The sequence below is a fragment of the Anaerotruncus sp. 1XD42-93 genome, from assembly GCF_009917605.1.
Lineage (GTDB): Bacteria > Bacillota > Clostridia > Oscillospirales > Ruminococcaceae > Anaerotruncus.
Genome location: NZ_QZEG01000008.1, coordinates 61,513 through 79,914 on the forward strand (window position 1 = coordinate 61,513; position 18,402 = coordinate 79,914).

Sequence of the window (18,402 nt, forward strand, 5' to 3'; positions counted from 1 at the left end):
TGAACGAGCCGAAAGATTACAGCGCGCCTACCTCTTTGAAGTACTTCTCAGCGCCGGGGTGGAACGGTACGGAGATGCCCTCAACCGCATAAGCGGTGTCAAGCTCTGCGCCCTTCGCGTGGCTCTCGGTGATCGCGTCTTTGTTCTCAAAGATCGCTTTGGTCAGCTCGTAGATCGCATCTTCGGAAGCATCGTTGGAAACGATCAGGGTCGCTTTGACCGCGACAGTCTGGACATCAGCATCAACGCCGCCGTAGGAGCCGCCGGGAATGCTGTACTTGGTGTAGAACGGATAGGACTCGATCAGCTTGGCAGCATGCTCGTCGTCAACCTCAAGCAGGTTGATCGCCTTGGTGGTTGCCAGCTCAACGATTGCAGTGGTCGGAGCACCCGCGGTGCAGAAGAACGCGTCGATCTTGCCGTCTTTGATCGCATCCGCCGAATCACCGAAACCAAGGTTGTTGACCTCGATGTCGTCGAAGGAGATGTCATAAGCCTCAAGGATCTGACGTGCGTTGAACTCAACGCCCGAACCAGCGTCGCCAACGGAAACTCTCTTGCCCTTCAGGTCTGCAATCGACTTGATGTCGCCGCTTGCAACGATCTGGCAAACCTCAGCATACAGGCCTGCAACGCTCGAGAAGCTGGTGACAGCGCCATCCTCTGCGAAAAGGTCAGAACCGTTGAACGCATAGTCCATAACGTCGTTCTGGACGATCGCGAGGTCAGCCTCTTTGTCGTCGATCAGGAAGATGTTTGCCTTGGATGCGCCGGTCGACTGGACGTTGATCTGCGCGGTAGACATCTTGCCGTTCAGGATGTTTGCGAGCACACCGCCGTAAGCGTAGTATGTACCCGTTGTACCGCCGGTACCCATAACCATCGAGACCGAGCCAGCAGCCGGTGCAGAGGGTGCGGGTGCGGGTGCTGCGGACGAAGCCGGAGCCTCACTGGAAGCAGCAGGGGCCGCAGACGAAGCCGGAGCGGACGAGCCGCCACACGCTGTCAGCGCCAGCGCCACCACCATCAGCATCGCAATGATGCCAAGCAGTTTCTTGTTCATTTCAATTTCCTCCTATCAAGTTGCGTTTTTCAATGATTCTTGTCGTAAGAATCACCAGATCATATTATACATGATAACCGGAAAAATAGCAATCAAAATTTGTGTTAATTCCATAACTTTTTAAAAGTTTTTTCATATTTTCAGAAAAGCAGATGCAGGAGTTGAAAAAAATCCTGCATTTTCTACAGATTTCTACAAAAAACTGAAAAAACAAGCGAGGGGATCTGCCAGAGCAGATCCCCCCAACCGCCCTGAATCGGGCATTCTACATCTGTTTTGGTTTAGAAGATACCCTGAGCGAGCATCGCATCAGCAACCTTCTTGAAGCCGGCAATATTTGCACCTGCAACCAGGTTATAGCCCAGGCCGAACTCCTCAGCAGCAGCAACCGAAGAATCGTGGATGTTCTTCATGATGCTCTTGAGCTTCTCATCAACCTCTTCTGCTGCCCATGCAAGTCTGCCGCTGTTCTGGGACATCTCGAGACCGGAAACCGCAACACCGCCTGCGTTGACCGCTTTGGACGGAGCAACAATCATGTTCTTCTGGCTCATCAGATAGACCAGAGCATCATTGGTGGTGGGCATGTTGGCAACTTCGATGTAGTATTTGATGCCGTTGGCAACGATCTTCTCTGCCTGCTCCATGTTGACGTCGTTCTGGGTTGCGCAGGGCATGATAACGTCAACCTTCTGGCCCCAAGGCTTCTCGCCCGGGAAGAACTGGCAGCCGAATTTGTCCGCATAATCCTGGACCTTGTCGCGGCCGCTTGCACGCATCTCGAGCATGTAATTGAACTTCTCCTCGGTGGTGATGCCGTCGGGATCATAGATGTAGCCATCCGGGCCGGACAGGGTGACTGCTTTGCCGCCCAGCTCTGCGATCTTCTTCGCAGCGCCCCATGCAACGTTGCCGAAGCCGGCCAGTGCAAAGGTTTTGCCCTCGAAGGTATCGCCCTCGTGCTTGAAGACCTCAGCGGTATAATAGACAGCGCCGTAACCGGTCGCTTCCGGACGGACCAAGCTGCCGCCGAAGGACAGGCCCTTACCGGTAAGTACACCATTCTCGAATGCGCCGCGGATTCTGCGGTACTGACCATACAGATAGCCGATCTCGCGAGCACCAACGCCCATGTCGCCCGCCGGGACGTCAACGTCCGGACCGATGTGGCGATACAGCTCGGTCATGAACGCCTGGCAGAAGCGCATGACTTCCGCATCGCTCTTGCCGCGGGGGTCGAAGTCGGAACCGCCCTTTGCGCCGCCCATCGGCAGGGTGGTCAGGCTGTCTTTGAAGGACTGCTCGAAAGCAAGGAATTTCATAACCGAGAGGTTTACAGAGGGATGGAACCGCAGGCCGCCCTTGAAGGGACCGATTGCGCCGTTGAACTGGACGCGATATCCACGGTTGACCTGGACTTTGCCCGCGTCGTCGGTCCAGGTGACACGGAACGAAATGATCCGCTCCGGCTCGACCATGCGCTCGAGCAGGCCAGCCTTCTCATACTCCGGATGTTTGTCGATAACCGGGGCCAGAGAGGAGAGAACTTCCTCTACGGTCTGCTGGAATTCGGGCTCAGACGGATGGTTCTTCTTGACTTCTTCGAGAACTCTTTCAACATACTTGCTCACGATAATCAGCCTCCCAAATATTCTTTGTGCGTTCTGTATAGAGAATTGCACAAATTACATAATTCAACCTGATTTCAGCGGGCTCCGAAAAGGGTGGAACCTCTGAATCTTCAGGTGTTGTTCCTATTATGCAGGAACATCTACAGATTCCTACAAAATACTACATCAGTTTGCAATGTTTTTGGAAAATATTTTTTCAAAATGCAGGAATCCTATCATTCGGTAAAAATCAACAAACCATCAATAAACTTTTTGACACTCACCTTGCCTCCACGGGTGCGTTTGCCCCGTACAAAGTCCATTTCCGCCTTGATTTCCTCAAACGGGAACAGGCTCCCCGAATATCGGGTAAAGGTGTCGTTCATGAAATCCTCTATCCCGAGGTGGGCGAGGTTGGACATCCCCTGCGCGATCGCGCGCCGGATCCGCTGCTCCATATTCTTGGGGCTGGCGCTGAGGGTTTCGCAGAGCTGGCCGACACTGGTCTGCGAAATCGGGAGCTGGTTCTCGTAAAGATACTGACAGACCTGGAGGATATCCCCACACCCCTTTTCTCCCGACATCCCGAGCTGGTTCAGGATCCCCTGCAATTTACGCAGATGCTGGCTTTCGATCTCCTGACGCAGGTCCTTTACGTCGGTTTTCTCCGAAAGAAACATCTTGCGGATGTTGGAAAGGGTCCTCTCGTTCTGAATCTGCTGGGATACATTGCTGATGACCGATTTGACCTCAATAAGGTTGATCGGCTTGCTGATAAAGAAATCCACCCCCGCATCGTAGGCCTTCCCAACCAGCTCCTTGTCCGAGACCTGGGAAAGCATGATGCACTTTGCCTTGCAGCCCTGCTCCCGCAGCTCGCGGACCACCTGAATCCCGTCCTTCTGGGGCATCAGGAGGTCAACCAGGATAATATCCGGGTTCTGCGCCATGATTCTGGAGACATCCGGTGCCTCCTCTCCCGAATCCCCGCAGATATTCCCGAGCTGATGCTGTTCCATAATTTCCTCAAGGTTGTTGATAACCGAAAGGTCATCCTCTACGATATAGATTTCCATCGTCTTTTATTCTCCCTCCAATCGGTCCGCAGGAATCCGGACGATGAATGCGGTCCCGGCCCCCTGCGTGGATTCTACCTCCAAACTTCCGCCAAACTGCTCTTCGACAACAATTTTTACCCCTGAAAGACCGACGCCGCGGTAGATGTTGCCGGTCTTTTCATCAAATTTTGTGGAAAACCCCATCTGGAAAATCCGCCGCAGATTTTTTTCCGCAATGCCGATCCCGTTGTCCTCGATCCGGAAAAGAAAATCCGGACCCTCTTTCCACTCCGAAACATGGATGCTCCCCTTCCTGTGGGCCGATTCGATCGCCTCACATGCGTTGTTGACAAGGTTTTTCAAGACAACCATCAGGGAATAATGCTCCTTCAGGACGAAATCCTGCCCGCACTGGAAGTCAAGATAGATGTCCAGCCCTTTCATATCGAGATGGCGGTAGGTCGCATCCTTGAGAATCTGCAAAAGGTCACAGAACCGCATGGTTTCATTGTCATACTGCTCGTCGATCTCCTTTTCGATCCCCTGTATGATCCGGATATAGTCCTTTTTGATCTCGTGCACATCCCGCGCAATCGCCAAAGCCAGGCTCCGGGTTTCCTCCGGCAGCCCCAGTTCGGCGCACCGTTCAAAAAGCTGGTAGGCATTTTTCATGATCGCTTCGATCTCTTCCGAGTTCTTGCGCATAAAGTAGACCTCGTTTTTCAGCCCAGTGGTCATCAGGAACAGGCGCTGGTAGCGGTTCTCATGCTCCTCCCGGGTGAGCAGGGAACGGTATTGTTCCCCCATCGCGAGCAACGCGCCTGCCAGCAGGGTACGTGCCAGCGCGACCAGCATCAGATAGGCGCAGGTGCGGTCAAAGCTGCTCAGATGCAGCTCGCCGCGCATCCAGACTTCAAACAGATTGGATATGAAATCGCAGAAAAAGATGCTCACGGCCAACCGCGGGATGCGCACCGTATGCTTGTTCCGGATCAGGACCGAGAAAAGCAGCCCATATGCGAGGTAGAAAAGCGCGCCAGGGGCCACCTGCCGGATGCCTTCGCTGAGTTCTCCGTTCCCGCCGAGCACCCAGAGTGCCATCCGGAATCCGAAGACCATCCCCGCTGTTGTGAGGCTCGGCGCGATAAATAGTTTCCCCCGTCCTGCGGCAAGCAGCAGGAGCGGGAAGAGCACCACCGAGAGCGAAAGCCGGAACTGGTCGGAGAACGCATTGAAATAAACCTGCGAGATCAGTGTGATGACCGAACTGGTCAGCAAAATCAACCGGGTCCGGGAGAACCTCCCCTGCCGCCTCTGCATAGCTATCCTCCATTCGGCAACCATCCGCCCCGGCATTACGCAAAAGGTCAGGCCGCTTTCCAATCTTTGTTCCTATTGTAATGTATATGGGGAAAAGCTGCAAGCTTTTCGACGTCCGCTATCCCCCGGATGTTAGGGGAACAGATATTGTTCTATTATAATGGATAACCCAGGACTTTTCAATCATCCTGAAAAACAAAAACTCCCACTTGGCTCAAATGCAGTGTATGTACGCCAGAAGCGCCCCTGTTGGTGATGAAGCACACATTTGCGGAAACCGACGGCCATTCGGCTTTCCAGGCGCTTCCTACCCATTGAGATGCAGCGCCGTTCTCTATCGGCTCTGTTTTTCTCACTTTTTAGGAATTATAGCATATTTATGAAACGCGGACAAGCGGTTTGCCTGTAAAATACAGAATCAGTAGAGATACAAAAAGCAGCAAAAGACAGGGACTTGTTGAGCCAGAAAGATGGCTTCTCCTATTTTAGCTGTGCTTCCAAAGTGAACTCCCGTGGGCCTTGCTGCCGATCCTTACAGTAAAGAACCCTTCTAAGGCTGCTTTTCAGCAGACGGTTTTTTTCGGCAGCATCCGCATGGAAATAGAGGGACAAAGCAGTCTGGACGATTTGAATCCTCTGCGCAGGGTCATTCTGCCGGGCCTCTGCCAGTTGCCCTTCCAGGCTGTCTGCCACATCATGCAGGGATGTCAGCTTCCGGTCGACCGCATCAGACCTCTGCCGGAATAGCTCCGGTGTGTAGATCCCCTGTTCCAGGAGGTCGCAGAGCCTGTCGCGCTGACGTTCGGTGTTGGAAATGCTGCGGCGAACCTGCTCCAGGGCCTGAACAATTTCAGTGCTGCCGGCAGGGCCGTCTGGCGCCTGCACCTGAATGCCCGACAGCATGTCTTCAAGCAGGCCGAGCAGTTCAGCTTCCACATAGGTAAGATTGGCGGACTTACAGTCGCATTGCCTGTTCGGGCATTTGAGGTAGCTCCAGCGGCCTTTGGACGTCTGTACGACCATTTTGGAACCACATTTCTTGCAGACACAGATGCCCGCAAGCGGGTTTCTGACCACGCCGGTATAACAGGGTGGGTGCCAACGTTCATGGAGGATCCTGCCGGCCTGCTGCCAGACTGCCTCGTCGATGATGGGGGGATGCATCCCATCCACAGCAATCCAGTCGTCCTCCGGTCGATTGACGATGATATGCCTTCCGTTCCCGCACGTCCTGTCGTGGAGCTCTGTGGTGCGGTTGTAGAGGATCTTCCCTGCATAGACCGGGTTTTTCAGGATATGCCGGACCGAGACAGCCGCAAAACGGTCGGACCGTCTCGGATGTGCTCCCAACGCGTTGATCTGGTCGGCGATCGCGTGACAGCCGATCCCCTGATTGACATATAGATCATAAATCATCCGTACAAAAAAGGCTTCCTCCTCAACAATCCGGAGGGTTGGCCGTTTCCCGATGTGGTCGCGCGCGTAGCCATAGGGGATGCTGGAGACGTGCCCGCCCTCCTTCACCGTCTGAAGGATGCCGCGATGCAGGCGTTTGGTAATCATCTTGTACTCCCGGCGGGAAAGAAAGGTTTTGAATTCGGTCAGCTCTTCGTCCAGATCGTCATTGAGATCATAAATCTTTTCTAGGGTTACAATCCTGGTTCCGGAGTATTTGAACGTTTCTAGGATCACCCCCTGGTCCCGCATCCCGCCGCGGCCAAGGCGGTCGATGTCTACGCAGAGCACCGAGTCATAGATTCCGCGTTCCACATCCTCGAGGAGCTGCATCATCTGGGGACGCAGATACAGGCTGTCTCCGGTCACGACCTCCTCATAATATCTGACAATCGAAAGCCGATACCGATGCGCAGCCGCCTGCAGCTGTAGTTTGTGGCGGGAAAGGGTCTCTTCGAGCGGTTCGTTCGGATCATCCGAACGGCTTTTGCGCAGATAGGCAGCGGATGCCATAGGATCACCCCCGTTGTTATGGATTGGAACCAGGCTTCTCTGCCCCCGCGGCAGAAGAGCCTTATCTTATATGTATGTGAAAGAAGAGATTTTTAGCGCTTGTTTGGAAGCAGAGAAAATCACAGAGGCTCCAGTTTTTCCAACGGTTTCTGGATAGCAGAAGCGTCTGCCGCATATTTTTTCGCCTTATAACGACATGATTCGCTTTCCCGGTCTGCTATAATTTTTGGACGAACCACTGTACAAACCCCCAAAAAAGGAGTATACTAGATACAAAACCTACAGATTATGCTTAGGAGAAACCTTACAGAAGAAAGGGGCGGGACTGATGGCAAAACGTACGATTATCACGATCGGCAGAGAGTATGGCAGTGGTGGCAGAGAGATCGGCAGCAGGCTGGCGCAGGAGATGGGGCTGGCCTATTACGACAAGGAACTGCTGGTGCTTGCAGCCAAAGAAAGCGGGATTGCGCAGGAGCTTTTCGAGCACAACGACGAGATGCCGGTCAACAGCCTGCTCTATTCCCTGTCGGTCCATCCGTATTCAGCGGGAAGTCTGGCCGGGATGCAGAATATGCCGCTCACCCAGAAGATGTTCCTGGCGCTCTTTGAAGTGATCCAGAAGATTGCCCGGCAGGAGGACTGCGTTATTGTCGGGCGGTGCGCCGATTATGCGCTGCGCAGTTATCCCGACTGCCTGAACGTGTTCATTCACGCGCCGCTCCCCTACCGGATCGAGCGGGTCTGCAAACGCAATGGACTGGATACATCCGAGGCAAAGGAGCGCATCCTCAAGACCGACAAAAAGCGGGCTTCCTACTATAACTCCTACTCTGACCGTAAGTGGGGGAGCCTGCAAAGCTACCATCTCTCGTTTGACAGCAGCCTGCTCGGGGTAGAAAGTTCGGTCGCATTGATTCGGCAGTTTGTGCAGTCGCGGTTATAAAATCTGTTTGACAGTTAAGCGCCTGTTCGGTATCTGAGGACCCGCTTATCACACCGTCCCGGCGATTTTTTGACCGGCCTGCCGGTTTCAAAAGCTGCGGGGAAGCGGGCTGGGATTTTCGCCCTGTATCAAAGATACCCTACAGGTTTTGAGACCTGCCCCACCAGAATGGAAAGGAAGAACGAAATGCAATGTATAGATATATCGTCGACAGGATTGAAGGAAGATTCGCTGTGATTGAAGGCGAAAACGGCGAGATAAGCGGGGTGGAACTGGCCCGGCTGCCGCAGGGGATTTCCGAAGGAAGCGTAGTGGTCCATCATATAGGGGAGTGGAGCGTGGACGTCGAAGAGACCGAGGCGAGGCGTGCGCGGATGCGTGAAAGGCTGCGCCGCCTGACCAAAGGCACAGAGGAGTGAACCGCACACCGGGACGGCAGCGCAAAGCGCGCCGTCCCGTTTTTTATCCGCCGGGGGGCGGAATCTTTTCAGGAGGGATCGTGGAATCTTATGGTGAATTTTCTGGTGCGCCTGTTTGTCAAAAACAGTGAACAGACGCATCTGCCCGAGGTGCGCAGCCGGTATGGGGTGTTGAGCGGCGGGGTGGGGATCGCCCTCAACCTCTGCCTGTTTGCTGCAAAATTCCTTGCGGGGCTGCTCGCTTCCTCGATTGCGATTACGGCCGATGCATTCAACAACCTTTCGGATGCGGGCAGCTCGGTTGTCACGCTGGTCGGGTTCCGGATGGCGTGCGCCCCTGCCGACAGTGAGCACCCTTTCGGCCATGGGCGGATCGAGTATGTCTCAGGGCTGGCTGTCTCGGTGGCGATTCTGCTGGTCGGCGTTGAGCTGGGAAAAAGCTCGATAGAAAAAATCCTGCACCCCGAAGCGATTCAGTTCAGCACACTTTCCATGGGAATTCTGGCCGTTTCGGTGGCGGTCAAGCTCTGGATGTGCTGGTTCAACCGGTCGCTTGGCAACCGGATCGGATCGACCGCAATGCGTGCCACCGCAATGGACAGCCTGACCGATGCGGTGGCAACGGCGGCGGTCGCAGCCGGTACGGTGATCGGGCATCTGTCAGGGCTGCTGCTCGATGGTTGGATCGGACTGCTGGTGGCGGCCTTTATCCTGTATACCGGGTATCACACCGCAAAGGACAGCCTCTCCCCGCTGCTCGGCCAGACGCCCGACCCGGAATTTGTGGAGCAGATCGCCCAGACCGTGATGAAGCATGACGAGGTGATCGGGATGCACGACCTGATCGTGCACGATTATGGGCCGGGACGGCGGATGATCTCGCTGCATGCGGAGATGCCCTGTACAATGGATGTGCTGGTGATGCACGATGCGACCGATCTGCTCGAGCTGGAGCTGCGCCATAAATTTAACTGTGAAGTGACCATCCATATGGACCCGATCGAGGTGAACAACCAGGCGATAACCGAGATGCGCAAACGTCTGATTGAACTGGTTCAGGGGATAGACCCCGTCCTCTCGATCCATGATTTTCGGATGGTCTGGGGAAAAAGCCATACCAACCTGATCTTTGATCTGCTGGTTCCCTATCAGTTTTCGATGACCAACGCGGAGGTCTCCAAGCTGGTACAGGAACGGGTACGTCAGATGGAGGACGGGCAATATTTTGCAGTGGTCAAGGTCGAGCAGGCGTTCGTCTGACACCTGAACCCGATCAGCCCGCCGATACATACAGCGGTAAAAACAACAGAGCCGAAGCTATCCCAGCCCCGGCCCCAAGATTATCTTTCAGATTCTTTCCGTTCCATCAACTGGTCAGCGTCCAGCTCGAACGGGGTATCCTCCCCCTGTTCCAGCGCATGGATTCCGGCGTCAATCAGCCGAAGCAGCGCTTCATTTTCAGGCAGCGGTTCACTGTTCAGTCCCATCGTTCTCACACTCCTTCCCATGCGCTTTCAGATATGCCTTTACCCCATCGAACGTCTCATCGCTTATGATATGCTCGATCCGGCAGGCATCCTGGCTGGCGGTTTCCGGACTGATGCCCAGAACGGATTCCAGAAAACGGGAGAGCAGCAGATGCCGCTCATAGATCGCCTCGGCCTTGGCGCGTCCGGCTTCGGTGAGCAGGATATGCCCTGTGCCCTCCATGACAATCAGCCCGTCCCGCCGCAGGATCGACATCGCCCGGCTCACACTGGGTTTTGTGTAGTCCAGCTCGTTTGCAATATCAATCGACCGGACTGACCCATTGCGGTTTTCCAGGACAAGGATGGTTTCCAGATAGTTTTCTCCTGATTCGTGCATGGGGCACCCTCCTGTTTCCAAAAGTATCATCCATAGTTTAACATAAACCGCAGTTGTCCGCAAGAGAGCGGTTACAGTTGGAAAAAAGATGGTCCGGCAGCGGGATGCGAGGTCGGGCTATGGATGTTCTTTTTCGAACCATGCGGTCAGCTGCAACCTGTTTTCAGGTTTTGAGCCATCGTAATAGTTGACATCCTCAGTGCTTCCGCTCACCCGGATTTTGAGACGATTCCCGTCCCTTGCAAGAATCTCCATCCGATTGTTTCTGGCCGGCTGATGTTCAAGATAGTAAAAGCTTCCGTCGGCTTCGTTTGCTTCGTTTGGCTGCTCCAGATCAAATCCAATTTGTAATATATTCATTGGAATTTTAGTTTTGTAAAAATTGATCTCCCAAAAAGGTTCTGCCTGCAAAGATCGTGTGTCTTCGTGCAGATGGTTCCCTTGGGCAAATCGCATTCCAAGACAGAGCATATCCGGGTCTTCCTCGGTCCCGTCCCCTTCGATCAGCTCCCATACCGCCTGCTTTACAGGATAGGTTTCTATCCCACAGAAACGGCTCAAATATAAAATCTGTTCCTCCACAGGATATCCCCCCGATCAAATTTGATAAATAACGTATTTGAAAAACTCCTTTTAAGCCCGCAGCAGGACTGCTGCCGTACGCGCTGCTGTTTGAAAAAATGGTGATTCCTATTTTTCAAACAGACCCTGGACACCCTGACTATATCGCACAAAACTACGGCTGTCAAGCGTTTGACGAGGCGCCTGTTTTTTGATGAAAAAGCGGTTGAAAGCCGCTGAGAATAAGAGAATCCGAAAGGAAGTGGAGAGATGAAGCGCTATGTCCTTGCGCTCGACCAGGGGACAACCAGTTCCCGAGCGATCCTGTTCGATCAGGAACAGAAGATCGTTGAGATGGCGCAAAAGGAGTTCACCCAGTTATATCCCCGGGAGGGATGGGTGGAACATGACCCAATGGAAATCTACTCTTCTCAGTATGCGGTAATGATGGAGGTGATCGCCAAAAGCGGGGTGAATGTTTCCGAGATTGCGGGGATTGGGATCACCAACCAGCGGGAAACCACCATCCTCTGGGATCGCAAAACCGGCCGGCCGATCCATCATGCAATCGTGTGGCAGTGCCGGCGCACTGCCGGGATCGTCGACCAGCTCAAGGCAGATGGGCATACCGAATCTATCCGGCAGGCCACAGGCCTGATCCCCGATGCCTATTTTTCCGCTACCAAGGTCAAATGGATTCTTGACCATGTCGAGGGGGCGCGGGAGCGCGCACGCCGGGGGGAGATTCTGTTCGGGACGGTGGATAGCTGGCTGATCTGGAAGCTGACCGGCGGGGCGGTCCATGTGACAGATTATACCAATGCTTCCCGCACGATGCTCTATAACATCAAAACGCTCGAATGGGACCAAAAATTGCTCGACATTTTGGATATTCCGTTCGAGATATTACCAGAAGTACACAATTCAAGTGAAATTTATGGATATACAGCAATTCAAGACGAGCAAATTCCGCTCGCAGGGATCGCAGGCGACCAGCAGGCTGCATTGTTTGGACAAACCTGTTTTGGAAAGGGAGAAGCAAAAAACACCTATGGCACCGGCTGCTTCCTGCTGATGAACACCGGTACAACCCCCTGTGACAGCAAAAACGGACTGCTTACTACAATCGCAATCGGGCTGGACGGAAAGGTACAATATGCGCTTGAGGGCAGTGTTTTTGTGGGTGGTGCGGTGATCCAGTGGCTGCGGGATGAGCTGCGATTCATCACCGAAAGCAGGGATGCGGAGTATTATGCGCGTAAAGTCGACAGCACCGGCGGAGTCTATATCGTGCCCGCCTTTACCGGGTTGGGTGCGCCCTACTGGGACATGTATGCGCGGGGCTGTATCGTCGGGCTGACTCGCGGCACCAAACGGGAACATCTGATCCGCGCCGCACAGGAGTCCATCGCCTATCAGAGCATGGAACTGGTCGAGGCAATGGAAAAGGATACCGGCACACCGATGTCTGAGCTGAACGTGGATGGCGGCGCGAGCCGGGACACCTTTTTGATGCAGTTCCAGTCGGATATCCTGAATAAGCCGGTGTGCCGCCCGCAGATTCAGGAAACAACAGCGCTGGGGGCCGCCTATCTGGCCGGTCTGGCAACGGGAGTCTGGAAAGATCAGGAGGAAATCAGACGGATGCGTGGCAATACGGTGCGTTTCCTGCCCAACATGCATTCCGAAACACGCGAAACATTGGTGCGCGGCTGGAAAAAAGCGGTCGGCCGGTCCCTGGATTGGGCAGACCATTAACCGCAGGAAAGCAACTGGTGAGCCGTAGAATAGCAGCGGGGTGGGAAAGATACTGCACAACGAAGCCCGACATTTGATTGTGGAAGCATATGGGAAAGCAGATGCGAAAGACCATAACGGGGAGTGTAGACCCGCTTGTCACCAAAAAAGACGTAAACCTGTACTGGCTTATCTTCCATCCGTCTGGATCGGGAAATGGCTTTTACGACCCTTCCGGGCGGCATAACAGCAGATAAATTCCTGACTGACTTGAAAGAGGTTCTGATATCCCCCTGGGGGATATTGTGCGGCCCCTTCTCCGGATGGAGGAGGGGCCGTTATCAATATAGAGCATCTCGCAAAACTTCTGTCCGAAGCTTCATATCCATTTACAAATTAGAAAACACATCCATTTGTTTTTGCAGCTCCCTCACAATTTCCTGATTGGTCCCCATACCAGCAGTAATGCCCGACATATCATCCTCCAAGACACGGGTACTGTTGGCAACACCGGTCACATCAGATACCGCACCGTCGATCGCGTCGGAAATGTTGGAGATAGAACCAGCAATATCATCCATCGCTGCCTTCAGGCGAGACGTCCTGTCGTTAAACGCTTCCATGACATGACCTACATAGTCGGAATCCACCCGGTACTGCTGTCCAGCCTGCACAGACCGCTCCAACTGCGCTATAATCGCCTGACTCAGATAACCAGACAGCTCCCGGGCACTTTCCGAGAGATAATCCACCGCACCTGTAACCTCTCCACTGACCTGTTGAATATTGTTAGCCGTTTCAGCGCAGGAATCGGCCAACTGGCGAACCTCCTGCGCCACAATGGAAAAGCCAGTCCCCGCTGCGCCGGCCTGTGCAGCCTCGATAGAGGCATTGATGGCAATCAGATTGGTAGAGGCGGATATCTTGAGGATTGCCTGGGTCAAAACGCCAATCTGGTTGACATTCTGGCTTTTTTCAATGGCCTGATCCAAAAGGGACATTGTTTCCGCCGTTTTCTTTCGTACCTCCTCCATCTCCATCAGGGCGGAGCGTTCCATCTCTTCGGCCCGCTCCCTCATTTCCGCGGAGTAAGCTGTAATGGCAGAACATTCCTCCGCCATATTCCGGGCGTCTCCCTGGGTGTTGGACGCGCTGCTGCTGATGGCTGAGGTGCTGGCGGCGATTTCCTCCAAGGCAGCGGAGAGCTGCTCCGCTAGGCCGGACAGGTCCCGGACGCTGCCGCTGGAGGTTTGTGTCCGCTGCCGCACATTGTTTACCACACCGCTGATGCGCTCAGAGCTGTCCTGAAGGGTGCCCATCGCGTCGTGGATTGGGGAAATGACGTATTTCCGGATGATCCGGAAGGCCGCCGCCACCAGAAGAACGCCGGCAATCAGCGTAGCCGCACTGATTATCAGTGCGCTTATGTAGACGAAGGACAAATGGTTCCTTGCGGCTTCCGCCCGCCCGCTGACCGCGGTGTAAAGAGCAGCAACATCTTGATCTGCGGCCTCGCTCCAGTGGGCTACATCTCCGTTGGCCGTTGCATAGGCCTCCTGAGTTTTACTGTCGGCGCTGGCACACACCAGATGCACCAAGGCATGTTTAAAAGCATCATAATCCTCCAAAAGGGACTGGTATATCTCTCCATCCCCCTCCGCAACAAAGCCCTCATAGCTGACCAGCATCTCGTCCAGAGCGGCCTCTTCCGCCTTGATTTCCTGAACAAGCTGAATCATGGTAGCGTGGTCTGCGGCCACGATATGGGACAGAGCCAGCAGGTGGATGTCTGTGATAGAGCGCCTGATTTCCTCCAGCTTTCCTTCGCTGACCATATACTCGTCCACAATGGTGCTCGCATTGGAATGGACGTTATTGATACTGAATACTGCCAGGACATTGGACAGTAATGTCACCAACCCAAGCAGTGCAATGGGTAAAATTAAGCGCTGCTGCAATGTCAGTTTGCCTCTCATGCGATCTCCTCCCAAGTATCGTATCTGTGCCTATCGTGCGGTGACTCCTTCTGCCAGTCTGTCTAACTGGGCCTGAAGGGAGGCACCGGAGGGATTCCCCGCCGCCATATTTAAGGCAAATTCGGACACCGGGTCCCAGAACTTTCCTCCTATCCGCTGAATCTGGGAAAACTCCGACTGGGCAAGCAGGGCCGCGATCGCCTGCGAGGCCTGGACCTGCGAGGAATTTGCCACGTTGATATTGGCTGGTCCCTGCCCCCGCCGCTCAAAACGCAGGCGCTGGTTTTCCTCGTTCGTGATCCACTCGGCCAGCCGCACCGCCCACTCCGGATATCCGGAATAGGCGTTCACGCCGATCAGCTTACACCCGGAGAAGGAAGCCATCTGCACCTGTCTCCCTGCGCAGGTGTAAGAGGGCAGTTTGGCCGCTCCGGTATTTTTTCCCCAGGCCTCCTGAACCGCTACCGCATTCCAGACGCCGCTTACCCCAGCAATTACGGTTCCATCCTGTACACCAGCCAAAAATTCCTGATCCGTCATATTGGCAAAACCGGGGCTGCTGGCAATGGCCAGCATAGCCTTAGCCACGTCCACACCATGTATATCCCCTTCGGTACTGTTCCAAGTGCAATAGTTGGTCAGGCCGTCTTCGTTCAGGCCGACCGTCAAACCGGTGTTGCCGAAAAAAGCGTAGACATACCATGCGGAGGACCAGTCCATCGCTACCAGCCGTTCGGCCTGCTCGGCCTGCTCCAGCATCCGCTCCAGGCTTTGGATGTCCTCATCCGAAAAATATGCTTTATTATAGTATAGAAAATACCCGTTGTCCGCAGTCAACGGGTAGGCGTAGAGCGTTCCTTCCACGCTGGCCGCCTCTACCGCGGCGGGGAGACTGGCGTTCCGAATTTCTGTACTGTCCGCAATAGGGTCCAGCCCTCCGGCGGCGGCCAGAGCGGCTACCTGATCGTCGGCAAAGGCAAATACATCTGCCCCTCCCTCCAGATCACCCAACAGCACATCTTTGCAGCTGGATTCGCTCTGAGGTTGAAAGGTAATTTGGAAGTTTGCCTGACCGGCATAATGGGATTGGAATGAAGTAAAAATTTCCTGGAGCAGCGCCTCGTCTTCCTCCGCGCCCCACACTGTTAATTCAACCGTCTTTGATTCTGCTTCGTGTTCCAGGGAAGGAGCTGCTTCCTGGCTGCTGCCACAGGCTGTCAATGAAATCAGAAGCAGAAAAAAACACAGCAAGAGGAAACCTATTTTCTTCATCAGTAACCATCCTTCCAGTCGATTCCGAAATATGATGCCGCCACCGCGAAACGATGCGGTATCATTGGCCATCGGGAGGGAAGCAGGCTCCGCCCGCGCACCGCCCTGGCCATAGCTCTGGTATCATAGCTGTTTTACAATTATTATACCATAATCGCGGAGCGATATGGTATAATTGGCCATCGGGACGGGAGCAGGCTCTGCCTGCGCATCGTCCTGGCCATAACTCGGGTATAATAGCTGTTTTGCAGCTATTATACCATATAATTGCCTATACTGGCAATGGCCTTTATACAGAACAGGCGGCAAGCGAGGAAAAGTTTACATGTTTTGATTGTAATATGCACATAATTCTATTATAATGGTTAGGTATATGCGAATGGATATGTAAAAATAATGGGAAGTTTCCCAGACCCGGAGGACATAATAATGGAACATCTGATGCAGCAGCTCTTTGACTTTCTATCGGCCGCTGGGCGGGAGGTCGCCCTCTTCATCGTCTCGATGGTGCCGCTGATCGAGCTGCGCGGCTCGATCCCACTTGGTGCAGCGCTCGGTATGCCTTGGTACACGGTCTTTCTCATTTCGATTGTCGGAAACCTGCTGCCGGTCCCGTTCATCCTGCTGCTGGGACGCCCAATCTTCCAGTGGCTTAAAACGACCCGGCTGCTTTCGGGATTTGCCGCCCGCTATGAAAAACGGCTGATGTCCAAGGCGGACAAGGTCACCCGATACGAAACCATCGGGCTGTGCATGTTTGTCGGCATCCCAGTGCCCGGGACCGGCGCATGGTCGGGCGCTCTGCTGGCTGTCCTGCTCAATATGCGGATGAAACATGCCCTGCCTGCCATTGCCTGCGGGGTACTGGCTGCCGGTGTATTGATGACGCTCGGCGCGTACGGTGTGGTAGGATTCCTCGGGATGCTCTGATTCCCCCAGTCCATCGGAAACGATGCCGGATCAACTGACCGAAAGGATATGGCCTCTTGGACAAATACAAAAAACTGCTTTCTAATACACTGATCTTTGCAATCGGCATGTTCAGTTCAAAACTGCTGACCTTTTTCATGGTGCCGTTTTACACCAACGTTCTCACCGAGAACGAGCTGGGCACCGCCGGGCTGGTCGTGCAGGCGGCCAACCTGCTGATTCCGGTGGTCTCCTGTGGGGTCGCAAACTCGATCATCCGGTATGGGCTGGACAGGACCTTCCGCAAGCGGGATGTCTTTACCGGAGGGGTCACGATGGTGGCGGCTGGCTATCTGTTGTTTTTTCTGTTCCGTCCATTGATCGCCAAGATCCCGCTGATCCACGACTACACCAGCCTGATTTACCTCTATGTGCTGACCTCCTGCTTACGCTCCCTCTGTTCCCAGTTCATCCGCGCGCGGGAGCTGGTGCGGCTCTATGCGTTCGACGGGGTGCTCAGCATCATCACCGTGATCACCTGCAACATCCTTTTCCTTTCGGTCCTCAAGCTGGGGATTACCGGTTATGTGCTTGCGACCATTATTTCGGATGCGCTCTCCGCGCTCTTCCTGTTTACCATCGCCAGCCTGCACCGGTACATCCGGTTCCGGAGGATGGACTGGTCGGTGGCCGGCTCGATGCTCCGGTTTTCACTCCCGCTGATCCCAACCACCCTTTTCTGGTGGATTACCAACGTGTCCGACCGGTATATGGTCAGCTATTTCATCAGCGCGGATGCCAACGGGCTGTATGATCTGGCCTATAAGGTGCCGACGATGATCACCGTTGTTTCGGGCATCTTCTCCGACGCATGGCAGATGTCCGCATTCACCGAAAAGGGGCCGGGGCGCGACCGGTTTTTCAGCAATATCTTTAACGCTTACCAGGCGCTGATCTTTACCGCTGCCTCCGGATTGATCCTCTTCTGCAAACCGATCACCGCTATGCTGGTCCTTGGCCCCAAAAACGCGTTTTATCCCGCCTGGCAGTATATCCCGCTTCTGGTGATCGCAACGGTCTTTTCCTGTTTTGTCACCTTTCTGGGCAGCATCTATATGGTCGGGAGAAAGAGTATCGCCACCCTGCTGACCACCATCCTTGGGGCTGCGGTGAATGTCGGGCTGAACCTGCTGCTCATCCCCGATCCGAAATTCGGGGTAAACGGGGCGGCTTTTGCAACGTTTATGAGCTATCTAGTGGTCTTTCTGGTGCGGATCGCTGACACCCGTCGGATCGTCCGCCTGCGATGGAGGCCGTTCAAACTGTTGGTGAACCTCTTTCTGCTGCTTTTCCAAACATGGATCCTGCTTTCCTTCCAAGAGGACTGGATTCTGCCCGAGATTCTGCTCTGCCTGCTTGTGATCCTGCTCAACCTCAAGCAGATCGTCATCAATATCGACCGGTTTCTCCGCCGGCGCAGGGCGCCCCGCCTGCCCGGTGCGACATAAGATTCGCCCGCCTGTTCCAAAGACGCTGCCCTTGGCTGCGCTCTGCCGGAAGGAGAACGCTTTATCCTGAGAATCACCTTTTGGGGATAAATGATCTCTGACTTCCTATCAGAACCAAGAGGGGGCTTTGGCAGATGAAAAAAGCTCCCTCAGAAACAGTTTACAGCCAGTCAGAAAACAGATTCAAAG

The 18,402-nt window shown here is 54.2% G+C and carries 16 protein-coding genes; 6 read left to right on the forward strand and 10 right to left on the reverse strand.

What is annotated here, in order from left to right:
• Window positions 1-16: 16 nt before the first annotated feature.
• The 5 genes from D5269_RS05115 to D5269_RS05135 form a co-directional block, all read right to left on the reverse strand.
• The gene (locus tag D5269_RS05115) at window positions 17-1,063 is read right to left on the reverse strand and encodes a TAXI family TRAP transporter solute-binding subunit (RefSeq protein ID WP_120484068.1); all 1,047 of its coding nucleotides are present in this window, start codon (window positions 1,061-1,063) and stop codon (window positions 17-19) included.
• A 281-nt stretch (window positions 1,064-1,344) separates the two neighbouring features.
• Window positions 1,345-2,694, reverse strand: coding sequence for an NADP-specific glutamate dehydrogenase (gene gdhA, locus D5269_RS05120; protein ID WP_016316746.1), 1,350 nt, complete (start codon window positions 2,692-2,694; stop codon window positions 1,345-1,347).
• Between the two features lie 215 nt (window positions 2,695-2,909).
• The gene (locus tag D5269_RS05125; protein ID WP_016316745.1) at window positions 2,910-3,749 is read right to left on the reverse strand and encodes a response regulator; all 840 of its coding nucleotides are present in this window, start codon (window positions 3,747-3,749) and stop codon (window positions 2,910-2,912) included.
• Window positions 3,750-3,755: 6 nt separating this feature from the next.
• Entirely contained in the window at window positions 3,756-5,051 is a 1,296-nt protein-coding gene (locus tag D5269_RS05130) for a sensor histidine kinase (RefSeq protein WP_016316744.1), read from the reverse strand.
• Window positions 5,052-5,531: 480 nt separating this feature from the next.
• Entirely contained in the window at window positions 5,532-7,019 is a 1,488-nt protein-coding gene (locus D5269_RS05135) for a recombinase family protein (RefSeq protein WP_016316743.1), read from the reverse strand.
• Between the two features lie 328 nt (window positions 7,020-7,347).
• On the opposite strand from D5269_RS05135, the gene D5269_RS05140 reads away from it, so the two are divergent.
• The 3 genes from D5269_RS05140 to D5269_RS05150 all read left to right on the forward strand — a co-directional run bounded on the left by D5269_RS05140 (window position 7,348) and on the right by D5269_RS05150 (window position 9,644).
• Complete coding sequence (locus tag D5269_RS05140; RefSeq protein WP_016316742.1) at window positions 7,348-7,965, forward strand: cytidylate kinase-like family protein; 618 nt, start codon at window positions 7,348-7,350, stop codon at window positions 7,963-7,965.
• A 191-nt stretch (window positions 7,966-8,156) separates the two neighbouring features.
• Complete coding sequence (locus D5269_RS05145) at window positions 8,157-8,384, forward strand: DUF3006 domain-containing protein (RefSeq protein ID WP_016316741.1); 228 nt, start codon at window positions 8,157-8,159, stop codon at window positions 8,382-8,384.
• Between the two features lie 90 nt (window positions 8,385-8,474).
• The gene (locus D5269_RS05150) at window positions 8,475-9,644 is read left to right on the forward strand and encodes a cation diffusion facilitator family transporter (RefSeq protein ID WP_120484069.1); all 1,170 of its coding nucleotides are present in this window, start codon (window positions 8,475-8,477) and stop codon (window positions 9,642-9,644) included.
• A gap of 80 nt (window positions 9,645-9,724) precedes the next feature.
• On the opposite strand, the gene D5269_RS05155 is transcribed toward D5269_RS05150, so the two are convergent.
• The 3 genes from D5269_RS05155 to D5269_RS05165 form a co-directional block, all read right to left on the reverse strand.
• Complete coding sequence (locus D5269_RS05155) at window positions 9,725-9,871, reverse strand: hypothetical protein (RefSeq protein ID WP_016316739.1); 147 nt, start codon at window positions 9,869-9,871, stop codon at window positions 9,725-9,727.
• Window positions 9,855-10,250 carry a metal-dependent transcriptional regulator gene (locus D5269_RS05160; protein ID WP_016316738.1) on the reverse strand — a complete coding sequence of 132 codons (396 nt, stop codon included), beginning with the start codon at window positions 10,248-10,250 and terminating at the stop codon, window positions 9,855-9,857. Before D5269_RS05160 ends, D5269_RS05155 begins: the two co-directional genes overlap by 17 nt.
• A 117-nt stretch (window positions 10,251-10,367) precedes the next feature.
• Entirely contained in the window at window positions 10,368-10,832 is a 465-nt protein-coding gene (locus D5269_RS05165) for a hypothetical protein (RefSeq protein WP_120484070.1), read from the reverse strand.
• A 249-nt stretch (window positions 10,833-11,081) separates the two neighbouring features.
• On the opposite strand from D5269_RS05165, the gene glpK reads away from it, so the two are divergent.
• Window positions 11,082-12,569, forward strand: a complete 1,488-nt coding sequence (gene glpK, locus D5269_RS05170; protein WP_016316736.1) for a glycerol kinase GlpK — start codon at window positions 11,082-11,084, stop codon at window positions 12,567-12,569.
• A 368-nt stretch (window positions 12,570-12,937) separates the two neighbouring features.
• On the opposite strand, the gene D5269_RS05175 is transcribed toward glpK, so the two are convergent.
• On the reverse strand, window positions 12,938-14,524 hold the full coding sequence (locus D5269_RS05175) for a methyl-accepting chemotaxis protein (protein WP_120484071.1): 1,587 nt from the start codon (window positions 14,522-14,524) through the stop codon (window positions 12,938-12,940).
• 30 nt (window positions 14,525-14,554) lie between these two features.
• The gene (locus D5269_RS05180; RefSeq protein WP_016316734.1) at window positions 14,555-15,796 is read right to left on the reverse strand and encodes an extracellular solute-binding protein; all 1,242 of its coding nucleotides are present in this window, start codon (window positions 15,794-15,796) and stop codon (window positions 14,555-14,557) included.
• Between the two features lie 429 nt (window positions 15,797-16,225).
• On the opposite strand from D5269_RS05180, the gene D5269_RS05185 reads away from it, so the two are divergent.
• Complete coding sequence (locus D5269_RS05185; protein WP_016316733.1) at window positions 16,226-16,726, forward strand: small multi-drug export protein; 501 nt, start codon at window positions 16,226-16,228, stop codon at window positions 16,724-16,726.
• 56 nt (window positions 16,727-16,782) lie between these two features.
• Window positions 16,783-18,213, forward strand: a complete 1,431-nt coding sequence (locus D5269_RS05190) for a polysaccharide biosynthesis C-terminal domain-containing protein (RefSeq protein ID WP_016316732.1) — start codon at window positions 16,783-16,785, stop codon at window positions 18,211-18,213.
• The last annotated feature ends 189 nt before the right edge of the window (window positions 18,214-18,402 follow it).